Consider the following 15533-nt stretch of genomic DNA (forward strand, 5'->3'; position numbering starts at 1 on the left):
GACGCCGACGGGCACGACGGTGCCGGCGCCACGCAGACCAGCCCCGCACGCACCGCGGTCGCGACGGCCGAGCGTCCCTCCCCTTCGTCCGCCGTGGCCATGGCCACCGAGGGCACTGGCCAGCAGCCCACCGCCCTCGCCGGCCTTGTCGGGCTCGCCCCGATCCTCGTCATCGTCGCGGTCAACGCGCTGTGCACCTACGTCGTCTTCCCCGCCCTCGACGTCAGCTACCTGGCCGAGGAGAAGTTCGGCGCCACCGACCTGAGCGCCGTGACCGGCATCTGGTCGGTGACCGTCGCGATGCTCGCCGGCATCCTGCTCGTCTTCGCCCTGCGGCCGGGGTCCGCCTCCTCGTACGTCGAGGGGATCACCGAGGGCGCCCGCAATGCCGTCCTGCCGGTCTTCAACACCGCGAGCGAGGTGGCCTACGGCGCGGTCATCGCGTCGCTGGCCGTCTTCGCCACCGTGCGCGACGGCTTCTTCGGCGTGAGCGACAACCCGGCCATCGTCGCCGCGGTCTCGACGACCGGCATCTCCGGTCTCACCGGCTCGGCGTCCGGTGGCCTGACGATCACGCTGTCGACCTTCGGCGAGCAGCTCGCGCAGATGGCGACCGAGCAGGGGATCCCGATGGAGCTGATGCACCGGGTGACCGCGATGGCCGCGACGGGCTTCGACTCACTGCCCCACAATGGAGCGATCATCACGCTCCTGCTCGTCTGCGGGCTCTCGCACCGTGAGTCCTACAAGGACATCTTCGCCGTGACCGTGGTCGTGCCGCTCATCGGCCTGGTCGTCGTCACCGCGCTCGGCCTGACGGTCGGGACCTTCTGACCCTCCTCCGCACCCGACCCCACGACACCCACCAGGCGGGGACCCCGCCGCAGACGAAGGAGTGACCATGGCCCACTACCGCCAGGTCGGACCCGTGCCGGACAAGCGGCACACCCTCTTCAAGGACGCCGACGGCCGCATCCTCTCCGAGGAGCTCATGGGCGAGGAGGGCTTCAGCTCCGACAGCTCGCTGCTCTACCACCGGCACATCCCGTCGAGCATCGTCGGGGCGCGACCGTGGGAGCTGCCCGACCAGACGCTCACGCCCAACGAGCCGCTGCTCCCCCGGCACCTCAAGCTGCACGACCTCTTCACCGACGAGCAGGCCGCGACCACCGATGCGGTGACCGGGCGCCGGCTCGTCCTGGGCAACGGCGACGTGCGCATCTCTTACGCCTACGTCGGCCTCACCTCGCCGCTCTACAAGAACGCCATCGGTGACGAGTGCGTCTACGTCGAGCGCGGGTCGGCGCTGCTCGAGACGCAGTTCGGCGCGCTCGAGGTCGCCGAGGGCGACTACGCGATCATCCCCCGCGCGACGATCCACCGGTGGGTGCTGCGCGAGGGCGAGACCGCGCGCCTCTACGCCATCGAGGCGAGCAGCCACATCGCCCCGCCGAAGCGCTATCTCTCGCGCTACGGCCAGCTGCTCGAGCACGCGCCCTACTGCGAGCGCAACCTGCGCGGCCCGACGCAGCCGCTGCTCGTCGACGAGCAGGACGTCGACGTGCACATCAAGCACCGCGGGCGCGGACCGAGCGGCATCGCCGGCACGATCCACACGGTGCCGGAGCACCCCTTCGACGTCGTCGGCTGGGACGGCTGCCTCTACCCCTACGTCTTCAACATCCGCGACTACATGCCGATCACGGGCAAGGTGCACCAGCCGCCGCCGGTCCACCAGGTCTTCGAGGGGCACAACTTCGTCATCTGCAACTTCGTGCCGCGCAAGGTCGACTACCACGAGCTCGCCGTGCCGGTGCCGTACTACCACTCCAACGTCGACAGCGACGAGATCATGTTCTACGTCGACGGCGACTACGAGGCGCGCAAGGGCTCGGGCATCGGCAAGGGCTCGATCTCGGTGCACCCCGGCGGGCACGCGCACGGCCCGCAGCCCGGTGCCGTCGAGGCGTCGCTCGGCGCGGAGTACTTCGACGAGACCGCGGTCATGGTTGACACCTTCCGTCCCCTCGACCTAGGCGAGGGTGGCGTGGCCGTCGACGACGGCATCTACGCGCGGTCGTGGACCGGCGGGCGCTGGGTGGGTGACGTATGAGCGCCGTGCCCGAGCAGTTCGTCGAGTTCTTCGACGACGCCGCGACCTTCCCGCCCGGGTTGGCGCCCGTGGCGCAGGCCGTCACCGACCACGTCGCGCGGCGCTCGACGCTCCTCGAGGGTGCCGTGGGCCCGGCCGTGCTGTCGCTGGCGGATCTGCCGGAGGCGCGTCGGGTCGCGGCCGGCCTCGACCTCTCCGGTGGCCCCGTCGAGGTCTCCGTCGTCACGCCGGCGGGCCGGCTCGGCGAGGCTCTCGAGATGGCGAAGGGGGTGGCCCCAGAGCTGCAGGTCGTGGCCGTGGAGCTCAAGACCTCCCCCGACGACCGGTCGCTGTGGGGGCCCAGATCCGCGAGGCCGCAGCGGTGACCGACCTGCCGGTCTACGTGGAGCTGACGGCAGCCCAGGTCTCGCAGGGGGCGCTCGACCTGCTGGCGGGGACCCCCCTTCGCCTGAAGTACCGCACGGGCGGGATCGAGGCGCACCTCTTCCCCACCCCGCAGGAGCTCGGTGACGTCCTCGTCGCCGCGGTGTCCGCGGGGCTGCCCTTCAAGCTCACGGCCGGGCTGCACGAGGCGGTGCGCTACACCAACGCCGGGACGGGCTTCACCCACCACGGCTTCCTCAACATCGCGCTCGCGACGCAGGCGGCGCGCGCCGGCGAGGACCGGGACGTCGTCGCCGGCTGGCTCGCCGAGACCGACCCGGCGCGCCTCGGCGAGGCCGCCGCGGCGTCCGACGGGGCGTGGCGCGACTCCTTCACCAGCTTTGGCACGTGCAGCGTCGGCGAGCCCGCCGACAGCCTGCACCGACTTGATCTCTTCCCCGCGACCTGACGAGAGGTACGACTCCATGACGACTGCGGCACAACGACTTTCGACCGAGGGCTTCGGCCCCGACAACCTGCCCTACGGCTCCTTCTCCCCCGCCGATGGTGACCCCCGGCTGGGCGTGCGCCTCGGTGACGTGGCGATCTCACTGCGCGACCTCGTGCCGGCGGTGGCCGGTGCCGGCGGCCCCGCGCTGGCCGTCGAGGTGGGTGACGCGGCGTCCGGGAGCAACCTCGACGCACTGCTCGCCGCCGGCCACACCGCCTGGCAGCCGCTGCGGACGTGGCTGCAGGAGGTCGTGACGACCGACGGGCTCGACGGCATCGTCGCCGCCGCCGCGACGCCGGTCGCCGAGGTGGCGATGCACATGCCCTTCACCGTCGCCGACTACGTCGACTACTACGCGTCGGAGCAGCACGCGAGCAACATCGGTCGGATGTTCCGCCCCGACCAGGCGCCGCTGCTGCCGAACTGGAAGCACCTGCCCGTCGGCTACCACGGTCGCGCCGGGACGGTCGTGCCGTCCGGCACCGACGTGCCGCGGCCCAAGGGCCTGCGGCCCGAGGAGGGCGGGACCCCGAGCTTCGGTCCGTCGCGCCGGCTCGACATCGAGGCGGAGCTGGGCTTCGTGATCGGCGGGTCCGCACCCGAGGGCGAGGTGTCGGTGTCGCAGGCCGCCGCGGAGCACCTCTTCGGCGTCGTGCTCTTCAACGACTGGTCCGCGCGTGACATCCAGGGCTTCGAGTACGTGCCCCTCGGGCCCTACCTCGGCAAGTCCTTCGCCTCGTCGATCTCGCTGTGGGTCGTGCCGTGGGACGCGCTCGAGGCGGCCCGGGTGTCGCCGCCGGAGCGCGAGCACGCCCTCGCCGACTACCTCGACGAAGGGGGTCAGGACTGGGCCCTCGACATCACGATGGAGGTCGAGCTCGACGGCGAGGTCGTCTCGCACCCGCCTTACCGGGCGATGTACTGGACCGCGCCGCAGATGGTCGCGCACATGAGCGTCAACGGCGCCTCGCTGCGGCCCGGCGACTTCTTCGGCTCCGGCACGGTGTCGGGCGACGAGCGCGACCAGCGTGGGTCCTTCATGGAGCTGTCGTGGGGCGGCAAGGAGCCGCTCGTGCTCGCCGACGGTCGCGAGCAGCGCTTCCTCGAGGACGGTCAGACGGTCGTGCTGCGGGGCCGCGCGCCGGGTGCTGACGGGTCGGTCATCGACTTCGGTGAGTGCGTGGGGACGATCCTGCCGGCGAGGTGAGGTCGGCTGGTTCAAAGACATCCCGCGTGACTCTGCACGCGGGATGTCTTTCACCCGGAGAAGCAGGTGGTGACCGGCTCGACGGTCGCCGTCACCTCGCCCCGCGCAGTCGGGCGGTGACGGCCGCTGCCGCGCGACGCACGGCGGTCGCGCGGCCGCCTCCCGCTCGGGGTGCGGGGCCTCCCCTTCGCGCATGGTGTCGTACAGACCGATCGCGGCGACCGGGCGCTCGAGGTGGTCGACGACCGGGGCGGCCACGGTCCAGATGTGCGGGCTGATCTCGCCGCGCTCGACGGCATGACCCTCGGCCCGGGTCCGGCGGAGCAGCTCGGCGAGCTCGCGATGGGTGCCGGGTCCGGCGCCGGTGCGGTTGACGAAACCGTCCTCCGCGCTGAGCGGCGCGAGGACCTCGCGGCGCTCCATGCGGGACATGATCGCCCGCCCTGTCGCCGTGAGGTAGGCGGGCATCCGCACGCCCGTCGCGGTGATGATGGCGGCCGAGCTGACCGCCTGCTCCTTGACGAGGTAGACCGTCTCCCAGCCGCGCAGGACGGCGAGCTGGGCCGTCCCGCCGGTGCTCTCCGCGAGGTCCCGCACGACCGGCTGGGCCTGGCGACGAAGGGGGTCGCTGCGGACGTAGGCGCTGCCGAGCTCGGAGACACCGGCGCCGAGGAGGTAGCCGCCGTCCGTCTTGGCGACGAGCGCCAGCTCCTCGAGGACGGCGAGGAGGTCGTAGACGCTCGAGCGAGGCAGGTCGAGCGCGCGGACCAGCGCACCGGCACTCACCGGCCGGTTGGCACCCGACAGGTGGCGCAGGATCGCGACCGCGCGGCGCAGCGCCGGGACCTCTGGCATCCGCCGACGCTAGAGGAGGACGTGGGCCACCGGTGCGGCGACGAGGATCGTCAGCACGACGCGCTGGAACCACACGACGACGAGGTGCCAGATCTTCAGCGGGATGTCGGTCGCGAGGATGCACGGGACCATCGCCGAGAAGAAGATGATCTGCGAGACGGCCACCACGGCGACGACGAAACGCGTGACGAGCGAGTCGATGCCGGCGGCCTGTACGGCCGGGAGGAACATCTCGACGACGCCGAGGGCGACCGACTTGCCGGCGAGGACCGGCTCCGGCAGCTGGGCCGCCCAGGTGAAGGGCACGAAGATCCAGCCGAGCCAGTCGAAGACCGGCGTGTGCTCGGCGAGCAGCAGGCCGATGAGCCCCACCGACAGGATCGAAGGGAGGATCGCCGCCGCCATGAGGGTGCCGTCGCGCAGGTTGGACCAGATGTTGCTCCAGAAGCCGGGAACCTCGGCGAGGGTGGCCTTGGCCTCGCGCCAGGCGGTGCCGAGGCGGTCACGGGTCACGAGCTCCTCGGGCTGGGGCGTGGCCTCGGGGTGGTAGTCGTCGGCGATGCGCGACAGCGGCGGGATCCACACGGTGATCGCGGTGACGATGAAGGTGACGACGAGCGTGCCGAAGAAGTAGGTCAGCCAGAGGTCCATGATCCCGAGCGTCTTGGCGACGATGATCATGAAGGTCGCCGAGACGGTCGAGAAGCCGGTCGCGATGATGGCCGCCTCTCGCGCGCTGTACTTGCCCTCGCGGTAGACGCGGTTGGTGATGAGCAGGCCGAGCGAGTAGCTGCCGACGAAGGAGGCGACCGCGTCGACTGCGGAGCGGCCGGGCGTGCGGAAGATCGGGCGCATGATCGGCTGGACGATGACGCCGACGAACTCCATGAGGCCGTAGCCGACGAGCAGGGCGAGGAAGACCGCGCCGACCGGGACGATGAGCCCGACCGGGATGACGAGCTTGCCCCACAGGAAGGGGCCGATCCCCTCCGCCGCCAACCACGCCGGCGCCGACGAGGTGATCATGAGCAGCGCGACGACCAGACCGACGACGTTGAGCACGGCGAAGATCGTGCGCGTCGTGCTCGCTCGCCACGAGCCGGTGACGAAGGGGCGCGCGGTGCCCAGTGCCACGAGCGCCAGGATCGCGAAGGGGACGACCGGCGCCGCGTACTCCTGGATCGCGGAGACGAGGTGGTCCAGCGGGATCGTGTTGGCGTCACCGATGGTGATCGGCACGAAGAACATGAAGATGCCGATGGCGCTGAAGACGAAGAAGCGCCACGTCCCCTTCGCCTCGTGGGCAGGTGCCGCGGTCGCGGCAGCCGTGTGACTCTCGGTGGACATGGCGTCTCCTGGTGAACGACGGTGTTCCGGCAGGTGTCCATCGTGACGCTCGGGCCCGTGCTCGCGCAGCGTCCTGGCGCAGGCTTCGTCCGAGATCTCGGACACCTCGTACCCCGTGGGGGTAGGCCACAGGAGGATCCGACGGCTGGCCTAAGGTGGGTCACGTGAGCACGAGCAGGCCAGCGCACCGCGAGCTGCTCCGCGCGGCAGGACCCGCGTGGACGGCCGTCCTGCTCGCACTCACGACCGGGGTCATCGCGGGGATCATCGCGATGCACGGGTTCTCCGTCGGGCACCATGCCGTCTTCGACCAGACGGTGGCCCATGCCTCCGGTCACGAGCAGCCCCACCCGACGGCCGTCGACTCGTGCCCGGCCGGGTCGTGCGACGACGCGGGAGCCATGGACGACGCGGGAGCCATGGGGGCCATGTGCCTCTTCGTCCTCCTGTCGCTCGCGCTCAGGCTCCGCGGACGTGGTCGGGCGGTCTGGCACGCGCACCCGACCTGGCTCACGGCCCTCCCCCTGCCCGTCGACGACGTCCCACCCGGGGCCAGGTCGCGCGAGCTCCTGACGAGGTTGTGCATCAGCCGGACGTGACCGGCCCAGCGGTGGCGCCCGACACCACGGCGCCGCCCGACGCACCCCGATCACCCAGCACCTCCCTTCGTCAGGAAGAGATCCACCATGCCCAAGCACGCACCGATCACCGCACTCGCCGCCGCGGCGGCCCTCGCCCTCGCCGGCTGCTCGTCGGACGGCTCCTCGCACACGGACGGCCACGGCTCCGGCACGTCGAGCTCGTCGAGTAGTTCCGCGGAGGACTTCAACCAGGCCGACGTCACCTATGCCCAAGGCATGTCGATGCACCACCAGCAGGCCGTCGAGATGTCAGACATCCTCCTCGAGAAGGACGACGTCGACGCCGACGTCGCCGACCTCGCCCGCCAGATCAAGAAGGCACAGGGGCCCGAGATCACGAAGATGCAGGGCTGGCTCGAGGACTGGGGTCACCCGATGGAGCACGGCGGCCACGGCTCCGACCCGTCCATGGACGGCGACCACATGGACGGCATGGTCAGTTCGGAGGACATCGCTGAGCTCCAGAAGGCCGACGGACCGCAGGCGTCCCGGCTCTTCCTCGACCAGATGATCGAGCACCACGAGGGCGCCGTCGACATGGCCGAGAAGCACCTCAAGGCCGGGAAGAACGCCGAAGCGCTGGCACTGTCCAAGACCGTCGTCAAGGACCAGAAGGCCGAGATCACGACGATGGAGCAGATGCGCAAGGCCCTCTGAGCTCGCCTCCTCCCCACCGGCCCGGCCGGCATCGCCGGCCGGGCGCCCCCACTCCACCGAAGGACTCTCGTGACGACGACACGTCGAACCCTGCTCGCCCTCCCCCTCCTCGGGGTCCTCGCCGCCTGTGGCGGTGGTGCCACTCCGTCGACGTCCGCCTCCGCCGCGGACCCGCCCCGCGACGCCACCGGGCGCGCGTCGGACACCACGGACTCTGCTCGTGAAGAGCAGGTGACCATGACCGTCTACAAGGACCCGTCCTGCGGATGCTGCGGAGGCTGGGTCGAGCACGCCGAAGAGCACGACTTCGCCGTCACGACCGAGGTGACGGACGACCTCGATGCCGTGTGGAGCCGGCACGACATCCCGGCCGCCCTGCAGTCGTGCCATCTCGCCCGCACGAGTCGGGGCGACCTCTTCGTGGGCCACGTGCCTGCCCGCCACATGCGTGAGTACATCGCCAACCGGCCGAAGGGGGCCCGCGGCCTCAGCGTCCCTGCCATGCCGGTCGGGACGCCCGGGATGGAGCGAGGTGATCGCTTCGACCCCTACGAGGTCATGCTCATCGCCGATGGTGATCCGCAGGTCTTCGCGAAGGTCTCCTCGCCAGCGGATCACAAGTCGCCGGCTTCCGCGTAGATCGGGGCGTGCGACCGGGTGTCCGACGGGCGGCTCCTGCCACGTGCCGGTGGCGGGAGCCTGCCCGTGCGTCAGTAAGCCTGGAGGCGAGTGCGCGTCCCGACCACCTGGATGTCCGCGACGGGCTCGTCCTGAAGGTCGGCGACGGCGCCGAGGTCCTGCCAGGCGCCGCCGTTGACGCGGTACTGGCCGACGAGACGTGCGTCGACCTTGATGTCCTTCGTGCCCACCTCTTGGTAGGAGTGCGTCACGTCGCCGTCGGGATAGACACCACCGATGCTCGACGTCCACCCCGAGGTGTGGCCGTCACCGAAGTCGTAGCGGTAGTCCTTCGACGCGATCTTGAACTCGATCGTCCACGACAGCAGCTTGACCGGCTTGCTCACGTCGCCGGGAGCCAAGCCCTCGTCCGGCCAGCTCGCCGCGTAGTAGGTCTTGAAGTCCTTGAGCGTCTTGCCATCGACCTCGCCCGGGTTGGTCGAGACCGTCGGCTTGGCGAAGGGGAGCTCGAGGAAGGCCTCGCGGATCTGGGTGATCGTCGGCACCGGCGGCGGCGGAGGCGTGCGCGGAAGCGTCGGGTCGTTGGTGTCGGGAGCAGGCGGGTACCCGTCACCGCACTGGCTGAATGGCCCGTACCACTGGTTCGAGCCCTCTTCCCTCATGTAGACGATCCGTGGCGACTTCCCCGTTGCACGGCAGTCGATGATCGTTGCGCTGCATGCGCTGTCGAGCCCGCCGGACGAGCAGAAGATCGTCTTGGTGATCCACTTCTTCGGGGGTGCAATGAACTTGATCGACTTTCCCTTGACCGAAGGATCGGAGCGGCTCCCGTTCTCAGCGCCGATCTGGGCATCCCGGACGGCGGTTCGGTGGATCTGCCGCTTCTCCGCGACCTGAGAAGTAACGCGTTGGTTCTCAATGCGTGGCTTCGGCTCCGTGGCGACCGTTGCTGAAGCCGCCGACATCTGCAGCGAGAACAGGGAGAACAAAAAGAGGGAGAGTAGGAACCGAACGGCGATGACTCGCACTACCCGGTGATCATGAATGTGTCCACGACGACCCATCCCGACCCCTCCCAATCCACATAAATCTGGATGTCGTAGCTGACTGGGTCGGCTACGCCAGTCGACTCCCCCGACTCATCCACGAGTTCGTACTCGGAGTCCTTCACGGCAAGCGTGACCACTCGATCGGACTTGTTCTCGGTCTCGTCAGTGATCGATGCAGTGCCAATACGACTCGGATTCACGTTGGCGTGCAACCCCTTCCGGGCATCGCGCTCGATCGCCTTCGCATAGGTCGCGCACACGTCACATTCGTCCGACGCAAGTGCTCGAATGGTCGTCGTGTCCCCACTCTTCAGAGCCTCGCCACCTTCGGACCAATAGAACTTCGCGAAGGCCGTCGCCCCTTCGTCGGTGTGTTCCTTGGCGGCCGCGGGCAACTCGGGGGCACCCCCCTTCGCGCTGGTGGACGTCGACGACCCGGACCCGGACGACGAACTCGTGCTGCTCCCTGACCCCGAGCTGCTGCTCGACGAGGACGACGGGTCCAAGGGCGTGGCCGTGGTGGTGCTGGAGCCGTCCCCGTCAGGGTCGTCTCCCCCGCATGCAGACAGGGCCCCAACGGCCAGGGTCATGGCGGCCAGCAGGGCAGCAGGTCGTCGAACAGCCTTCACGTGATCCTCCCTCGGGCCCGTCACCGGGCCCTCTCGGTCCACCACAGTAGAGAAATTGGCGAGGTTCGCACGTCGAGTTGTCCACAGGCGGGGCTTCGAGGCTTCGGCCGCGGGCGGCCTCGCACCTCAGCCACCGGGAGACGGGCGGGCGGCCTCGCACCTCAGCCATCGGGAGACGGGCGGGCGGTCTCGCACTTAGCCACCGCGGACGCGCTGTGGGTGGGGCCGTCTAGATTGACGCCGTGACGACGACCCAGCGCCTGCATGCGCGCCTGATCAAGCGCGACCTCGACGCCGAGGCCGAGCTGCCCGACGACGTGCAGCGCAACGTGCCGGGCAACACCCTTCGCCTGGTCGGGGCCAACGCGCTGCAGTCCTCGGGCGACCAGATGGTCAACGCCTCGACCGTCCTGCCGTGGCTCTTCCACGCCATCGGCGTGCCGGCCGCGCTCACCGGCGCCCTCGTGCCGATCCGCGAGTCCGGTTCGATGCTCCCCCAGGCCTTCCTCACCCCCTTCGTCATCAAGGTCCGGCAGCGCAAGCTCGTCACGCTCGTCGGCGCCCTCGTCCAAGCAGTGGCCGTCGCCGTCATGGCCGTCACCGCCGCGATCGGCAGCGGACTCGCCGCGGGCCTGACGATCATCGTCGCGCTCGCGGTGTTCTCCCTCGGACGGTGCCTGACGTCCATCGCCTCCAAGGACGTGCAGGCCAGGACGGTGCCGAAGGGAGAGCGCGGCCAGATCAACGGCCTCGCCACGACCGCCTCCGGTCTCGTCGCCATCACCCTCGGCCTCGCCGTCCGCGCACTCGGCGAAGACCTCGATGCCCAGACGCTCGCCGCGATCCTCGGCATCGGCTCGGTGCTGTGGGTGCTCGTGGCGCTCGTGTGGTGGAGCGTGCGCGAGCCGGTGGACGAAGTCCCGCAGAGCGACCTCGGCGAGGGCGAGGAGGAGCAGGACAACTGGTTCGCGCAGACGCTCACCCTGCTGCGCGAGGACGCGACCTTCCGCTCCTTCGTCACGGTCCGCAGCTTCCTGCTCGTCTCCTCGCTCAGCCCGCCCTTCATCGTCACCCTCGCGGTGCAGGCGGGCGCGCCGGCGCTGACCGGCCTCGGCGGCTTCATCATCGCCTCGGGCCTGGCGGCGCTCCTCGGCGGACGGATCTTCGGGCGCATGGCCGACCGCTCGAGCAAGCGCCTGATGACGACCGGCGCCGCCCTGGCGTCCCTCGTGCTCCTCGTGCTCGTGCTGCTCGACACGTCCCTCGACCTCGACGGCGACAGCCTCGTGACCTATGCGATCTTCGTCGCCGCCTACTTCCTCGTGACGATGCTGCACACCGGCGTGCGCGTCGGGCGCAAGACCTATGTCGTCGACATGGCCGAAGGTGACCAGCGCACGACCTATGTCGCCGTCTCCAACTCCGCGATGGGCATCGTGCTGCTGCTCGTCGGCGCGATCAGCTCGGCCATCGCCGGCTTCGGCGTCATCTGGGCGCTGCTCTTCCTCGCGGGTCTCGGCGTCCTGGGCGTCGTCTCCTCACGCCGCCTGCCCGAGGTCGAAGGCCTCGCGTGACCGCGCCCAGCGGCGTGCGCCTGGCCTCCCCGCAGGGGCGCCTGCTGCTGGTGATGACGATCCTCGGGTCCGGCATGGCGGGCATCGACGGGACGATCGTCAACGTCGCCCTGCCGCAGATCGGGCGCTCCTTCGACGCCCCCTTCGCCACCCTGCAGTGGGTCGTCACCGGCTATGCGCTCACCCTGGCCGCCTTCATCCTCCTCGGCGGCGTGCTCGGTGACCGGCTCGGCCGGCAGCGGGTCTTCGTGCTGGGCGTCGCGTGGTTCACCGCCGCCTCGCTGGCGTGCGGGCTCGCGCCGACCGCCGGGGCACTCGTCGCCGCACGGGTCGTCCAGGGCATCGGTGGCGCGCTGCTCACGCCCGCGAGCCTCGCGCTGCTCCAGTCGATGATCGTCTGCGAGGACCGGGCACGAGCCATCGGTGCGTGGGCTGGCCTGGGTGGCGTCGCGATGGCGGTCGGGCCCTTCGTCGGCGGCTGGCTCGTCGACCTCGCCTCGTGGCACTGGGTCTTCCTCATCAACGTGCCGATCGCGGCGGTGACCCTGGCCATCGCCGCACGGCTGCCGGGGCCCGCTCCGGCGGACCGGTCGCAGCAGGCCCCGCTCGACGTCATCGGCGCGGGGCTGGGTGTCGTCGCGCTCGCCGGCACGACCTATGCCCTCACCGCTGCAGGCGAAGGGGGACTTCCCCCCTTCGCCGTCGTGGCCGCGGTGGTCGGGGTCGTCGCCGCGGTCACCTTCGTCGCCCACGAGCACCGCACGGCGGCACCGATGCTGCCGCTCGGGATCTTCCGGTCGCGCACCTTCTCGACCGTCACCGTCGTGACCTTCCTCGTGTACGGCGGCATGGGCGTGGTCTTCCTGCTCCTCGTCGTGCAGCTGCAGGTCGTCGCCGGCTGGTCGCCGCTCGCGTCGGGCATCGCCGCGCTGCCCACGACCCTGCTCATGATGGTCGGCTCGAGCCGCGCGGGCGCCCTCGGCGAGCGCATCGGGCCCCGCCTGCCGATGAGCGTCGGGCCGATCATCATGGCCGTCGGGATCGTCCTGCTGCTGCGCACCGGCCCGACCACCGACTACGTGCTCGACGTGCTGCCGGGGGTCGTCGTCTTCGGCCTCGGCCTGACCCTGATGGTCGCGCCCCTCACCGCCACGGCCCTGTCGAGCGCGCCCGACGAGCACGCCGGTCTCGCGTCCGGCATCAACAACGCCGTCGCCCGCGCCGGTGGTCTGCTCGGTGTCGCCGCAGTGCCACCGCTGGCCGGGCTCACCGGACGTGTCGTCGAGGACCCAGCCGCCTTCGACGCCGGATTTCGCACCGCCATGATCGCCTGTTCCGTGGTCATCGCCGGCGGCGGGTTGCTCGCCGGAGCCGCCCTGCGGGGCCGTACCGTGGAGCGGTGACTGGTAACACGCGCGACATCGAGGCCGGCGTCCACCGCGACTTCCGGGAGGAGATGTCCTACGGGTCCTACCTGGCCCTCGACACCCTGCTCGACGCGCAACGACCGATGAGCGAGCACCACGACGAGATGCTCTTCATCGTCCAGCACCAGACCTCCGAGCTCTGGCTCAAGCTCGTGCTCCACGAGACCCGCTCGGCGATGGCGCTCCTCGCCGAGGACGAGATGCGCATGGCACTCAAGCGGATCGCCCGGGTCAAGCACATCCAGCGCACCCTCACCGACCAGTGGTCCGTGCTCGCGACCCTCACGCCGACGGAGTACCAGGAGTTCCGGCCCTTCCTCGGGCACGCGTCGGGCTTCCAGTCCTGGCAGTATCGCGCGGTCGAGTTCGCCCTCGGCAACAAGCACGCCGGCATGCTCCCGGTCCATGCCAGCGACCCCGAGGCGCACGCCGTGCTCAGCGAGCTGCTCGAGGCGCCGAGCCTCTACGACGAGTTCCTGCGGTACCTCTCCCGCCGCGGCTACCCGATCCCGCAGCGCGTGCTGGAGCGCGACGTCACCACGGCCCACGTGCTCGACCCCGAGCTGACGCGAGTGCTCACCGACATCTACCGCGACGCCGAGCAGCACTGGGACGTCTACGAGGCCTGCGAGGAGCTCGTCGACCTCGAGGACAACTTCCAGCTGTGGCGCTTCCGCCACCTCAAGACCGTGCAGCGCACCATCGGGATGAAGACGGGCACCGGCGGCTCCTCCGGCGTCGGGTTCCTCCAGCGGGCGCTCGACCTGACCTTCTTCCCCGAGCTCTTCGCCGTGCGGACGGAGATCGGGGCATGAGCGGGGCGACGGCGGGCACCGGTGCGGGAGCAGTGGGCAGCGGTGCGGGAGCAGCGTGCAGCGGTGCGGGAGCAGCGCAGCTGCGCGCCCGGGCCGCGCAGCTCGACGCGGCGGATCCCCTGCGCCACACCCGGGACCTCTACCTGCCCTCCCCCGGGCTCGTCGCCTATCTCGACGGCAACTCGCTGGGGCGCCCCCTTCGCGCCACCGCGGAGCGGATCGCCGACCTCGTCGCCGGGGCCTGGGGCACGCGGCTCATCCGGTCGTGGGACGAGCAGTGGATGGAGCTGCCGCTGCGGCTCGGTGACCGGATCGGGCAGGTGTGCCTCGGTGCGGCGCCCGGCCAGACCGTCGTCGGCGACTCGACGACCGTCATGCTCTACAAGCTGTTGCGCGCGGCGGTCACCGCGGCAGGTCCGGAGCGGCCGGAGATCGTGCTCGACACCGAGAACTTCCCCACCGATCGCTATGTGGCAGAAGGCATCGCGGCCGAGACCGGCGCCGAGCTGGTCTGGCTCGAGCCGGACCCGGCGACAGGCGTGACGCCCGACCTCGTCGCCGCGGCGCTGACCAAGCGGACCGGTGTCGTCCTCCTCTCCCACGTCGCCTACAAGTCCGCGTGGATCGCCGACCTGCCCGAGATCACCCGGCTCGCCCACGACGCCGGTGCGCTGGTGCTGTGGGACCTGTGCCACTCCGTCGGCGTCGTGCCCAGCGACCTCGACGCGCACGGCGTCGACCTCGCGGTGGGATGCACCTACAAGTTCCTCGGCGGCGGGCCCGGCGCGCCGGCCTTCGGATATGTCGCGGCGCGTCACCAGGCGCGGCTGCGCCAGCCGATCCAGGGCTGGATGGGGCACGCCGATCCCTTCGTCATGGGGCCCGGCTACGAGCCGGGCGCCGGCATGCGCGGGTTCATCTCCGGCACGCCGCCGGTGCTCGGCATGGTCGGCATCGAGGACACCGTCGACCTCATCGAGTCCGTGGGGCTGGATGCGGTGCGGGACAAGGCTGCTCGGCTCGGGCGCTTCGTCCTCGAGTCGGTCGACGACGTGCTCGGCGACCACGGCGTGCGGGTCGTCTCCCCGCTCGACGACGAGGCGCGGGGTGGGCACGTGACGCTGGCGCACCCGCGCTTCCGGGAGGTCTACCGGGCGCTCTGGGACCGCGACGTCGTGCCGGACTTCCGCGAGCCCGACGGGATCCGCCTCGGCCTGTCGCCGCTCAGCACGAGCTATGGCGAGGTGGCCGAGGCGCTCGTCATGGTCGACGAGGTGCTGCGCTCCGCCTGATCGCGTCGACGACCGCCGGCCAGTGCGGCGAGGTCGGGTCGATGAGGTCGAAGTGGTCGGCACCAGCCAGCACGGCGTGCTCCCAAGCCTGCGACTGGCGAAGGGGGACGCTCGCGTCCGCGTCCCCGTGGAGGACCGTGATGCCTTGTGCCGCCACGCCATCGGCCGCACGCGCGGCTCGGTCCTCCCGCAGGCGAAGGGAGTCGAGGCGGGCGTAGAGGTCCGGCGCCTCCGCCGGGGTGGCGCCGATCCAGTCACGGACCGCGTCGTTGCCGAGTCGCTCGTGGACGGCTGCGCTGAGGTCGGCGACGGGCGCCAGGGCGACGACGGGGGTGCCTGGCAGCGTCGGGGTGAGCCCGCGCCACAGCACGAGGTTCCGCCAGCGCTGTGCCGACCCAGGCGGCGGTGTCGTGA

At 70.8% G+C, this 15533-nt stretch carries 16 protein-coding genes and 1 pseudogene; 12 read left to right on the forward strand and 5 right to left on the reverse strand.

Annotated features, from left to right (window positions below):
* The 5 genes from AC2W7J_RS07605 to fahA all read left to right on the forward strand — a co-directional run.
* Positions 1-834 (forward strand): GntP family permease (locus AC2W7J_RS07605; protein ID WP_485981961.1); only part of this gene is annotated, 834 nt, incomplete at its 5' end.
* A gap of 67 nt (positions 835-901) precedes the next feature.
* Positions 902-2113: a homogentisate 1,2-dioxygenase domain-containing protein gene (locus AC2W7J_RS07610; RefSeq protein ID WP_485981962.1), complete on the forward strand. Its 1212-nt coding sequence runs from the start codon at positions 902-904 to the stop codon at positions 2111-2113.
* Positions 2110-2478 carry a hypothetical protein gene (locus tag AC2W7J_RS07615; protein ID WP_485981963.1) on the forward strand — a complete coding sequence of 123 codons (369 nt, stop codon included), beginning with the start codon at positions 2110-2112 and terminating at the stop codon, positions 2476-2478. The genes AC2W7J_RS07610 and AC2W7J_RS07615 overlap by 4 nt, the downstream gene beginning before the upstream one ends.
* Entirely contained in the window at positions 2445-2945 is a 501-nt protein-coding gene (locus tag AC2W7J_RS07620; protein ID WP_485981964.1) for a hypothetical protein, read from the forward strand. Before AC2W7J_RS07615 ends, AC2W7J_RS07620 begins: the two co-directional genes overlap by 34 nt.
* A gap of 16 nt (positions 2946-2961) precedes the next feature.
* Positions 2962-4194, forward strand: a complete 1233-nt coding sequence (gene fahA, locus AC2W7J_RS07625; protein ID WP_485981965.1) for a fumarylacetoacetase — start codon at positions 2962-2964, stop codon at positions 4192-4194.
* 216 nt (positions 4195-4410) lie between these two features.
* Here fahA and AC2W7J_RS07630 read toward each other — a convergent pair.
* Positions 4411-5049 (reverse strand): annotated as a pseudogene (locus AC2W7J_RS07630) (IclR family transcriptional regulator); the annotation flags it as partial.
* Between the two features lie 9 nt (positions 5050-5058).
* Positions 5059-6396, reverse strand: a complete 1338-nt coding sequence (locus tag AC2W7J_RS07635) for a YjiH family protein (protein ID WP_485981966.1) — start codon at positions 6394-6396, stop codon at positions 5059-5061.
* 164 nt (positions 6397-6560) lie between these two features.
* On the opposite strand from AC2W7J_RS07635, the gene AC2W7J_RS07640 reads away from it, so the two are divergent.
* The 3 genes from AC2W7J_RS07640 (at position 6561) to AC2W7J_RS07650 (ending at position 8333) form a co-directional block, all read left to right on the forward strand.
* The gene (locus tag AC2W7J_RS07640) at positions 6561-6995 is read left to right on the forward strand and encodes a hypothetical protein (protein WP_421006716.1); all 435 of its coding nucleotides are present in this window, start codon (positions 6561-6563) and stop codon (positions 6993-6995) included.
* A gap of 87 nt (positions 6996-7082) precedes the next feature.
* Positions 7083-7694 (forward strand): DUF305 domain-containing protein, encoded by a 612-nt coding sequence (locus AC2W7J_RS07645; RefSeq protein WP_255185954.1) that lies wholly within the window; start codon positions 7083-7085, stop codon positions 7692-7694.
* Positions 7695-7931: 237 nt separating this feature from the next.
* Positions 7932-8333, forward strand: a complete 402-nt coding sequence (locus tag AC2W7J_RS07650; RefSeq protein WP_485981967.1) for a DUF411 domain-containing protein — start codon at positions 7932-7934, stop codon at positions 8331-8333.
* A 71-nt stretch (positions 8334-8404) separates the two neighbouring features.
* Here the strand turns inward: AC2W7J_RS07650 and AC2W7J_RS07655 are convergent, their stop codons facing one another.
* A complete protein-coding gene (locus tag AC2W7J_RS07655) occupies positions 8405-9361 on the reverse strand; it encodes a hypothetical protein (RefSeq protein WP_485981968.1) in 957 nt (318 codons plus the stop codon).
* A complete protein-coding gene (locus AC2W7J_RS07660; protein ID WP_485981969.1) occupies positions 9361-10011 on the reverse strand; it encodes a DUF6318 family protein in 651 nt (216 codons plus the stop codon). The genes AC2W7J_RS07655 and AC2W7J_RS07660 overlap by 1 nt, the downstream gene beginning before the upstream one ends.
* A gap of 242 nt (positions 10012-10253) precedes the next feature.
* Between AC2W7J_RS07660 and AC2W7J_RS07665 the strand changes: the two genes are divergently transcribed.
* The 4 genes from AC2W7J_RS07665 to AC2W7J_RS07680 are packed head-to-tail and all read left to right on the forward strand — an operon-like array spanning position 10254 to position 15119.
* Positions 10254-11585: an MFS transporter gene (locus AC2W7J_RS07665; RefSeq protein WP_485981970.1), complete on the forward strand. Its 1332-nt coding sequence runs from the start codon at positions 10254-10256 to the stop codon at positions 11583-11585.
* On the forward strand, positions 11582-12988 hold the full coding sequence (locus AC2W7J_RS07670) for an MFS transporter (protein WP_485981971.1): 1407 nt from the start codon (positions 11582-11584) through the stop codon (positions 12986-12988). Before AC2W7J_RS07665 ends, AC2W7J_RS07670 begins: the two co-directional genes overlap by 4 nt.
* A complete protein-coding gene (gene kynA / locus AC2W7J_RS07675) occupies positions 12985-13827 on the forward strand; it encodes a tryptophan 2,3-dioxygenase (protein WP_192911823.1) in 843 nt (280 codons plus the stop codon). The genes AC2W7J_RS07670 and kynA overlap by 4 nt, the downstream gene beginning before the upstream one ends.
* A complete protein-coding gene (locus AC2W7J_RS07680) occupies positions 13824-15119 on the forward strand; it encodes a kynureninase (RefSeq protein WP_485981972.1) in 1296 nt (431 codons plus the stop codon). Before kynA ends, AC2W7J_RS07680 begins: the two co-directional genes overlap by 4 nt.
* Here the strand turns inward: AC2W7J_RS07680 and AC2W7J_RS07685 are convergent.
* On the reverse strand, positions 15088-15533 hold a 446-nt coding region (locus AC2W7J_RS07685), incomplete at its 5' end, for an alpha/beta hydrolase (protein WP_485981973.1). The two genes, AC2W7J_RS07680 and AC2W7J_RS07685, sit on opposite strands and share 32 nt — an antisense overlap.

It is taken from the genome of Janibacter sp. CFPM2_SD2, from assembly GCF_057364645.1.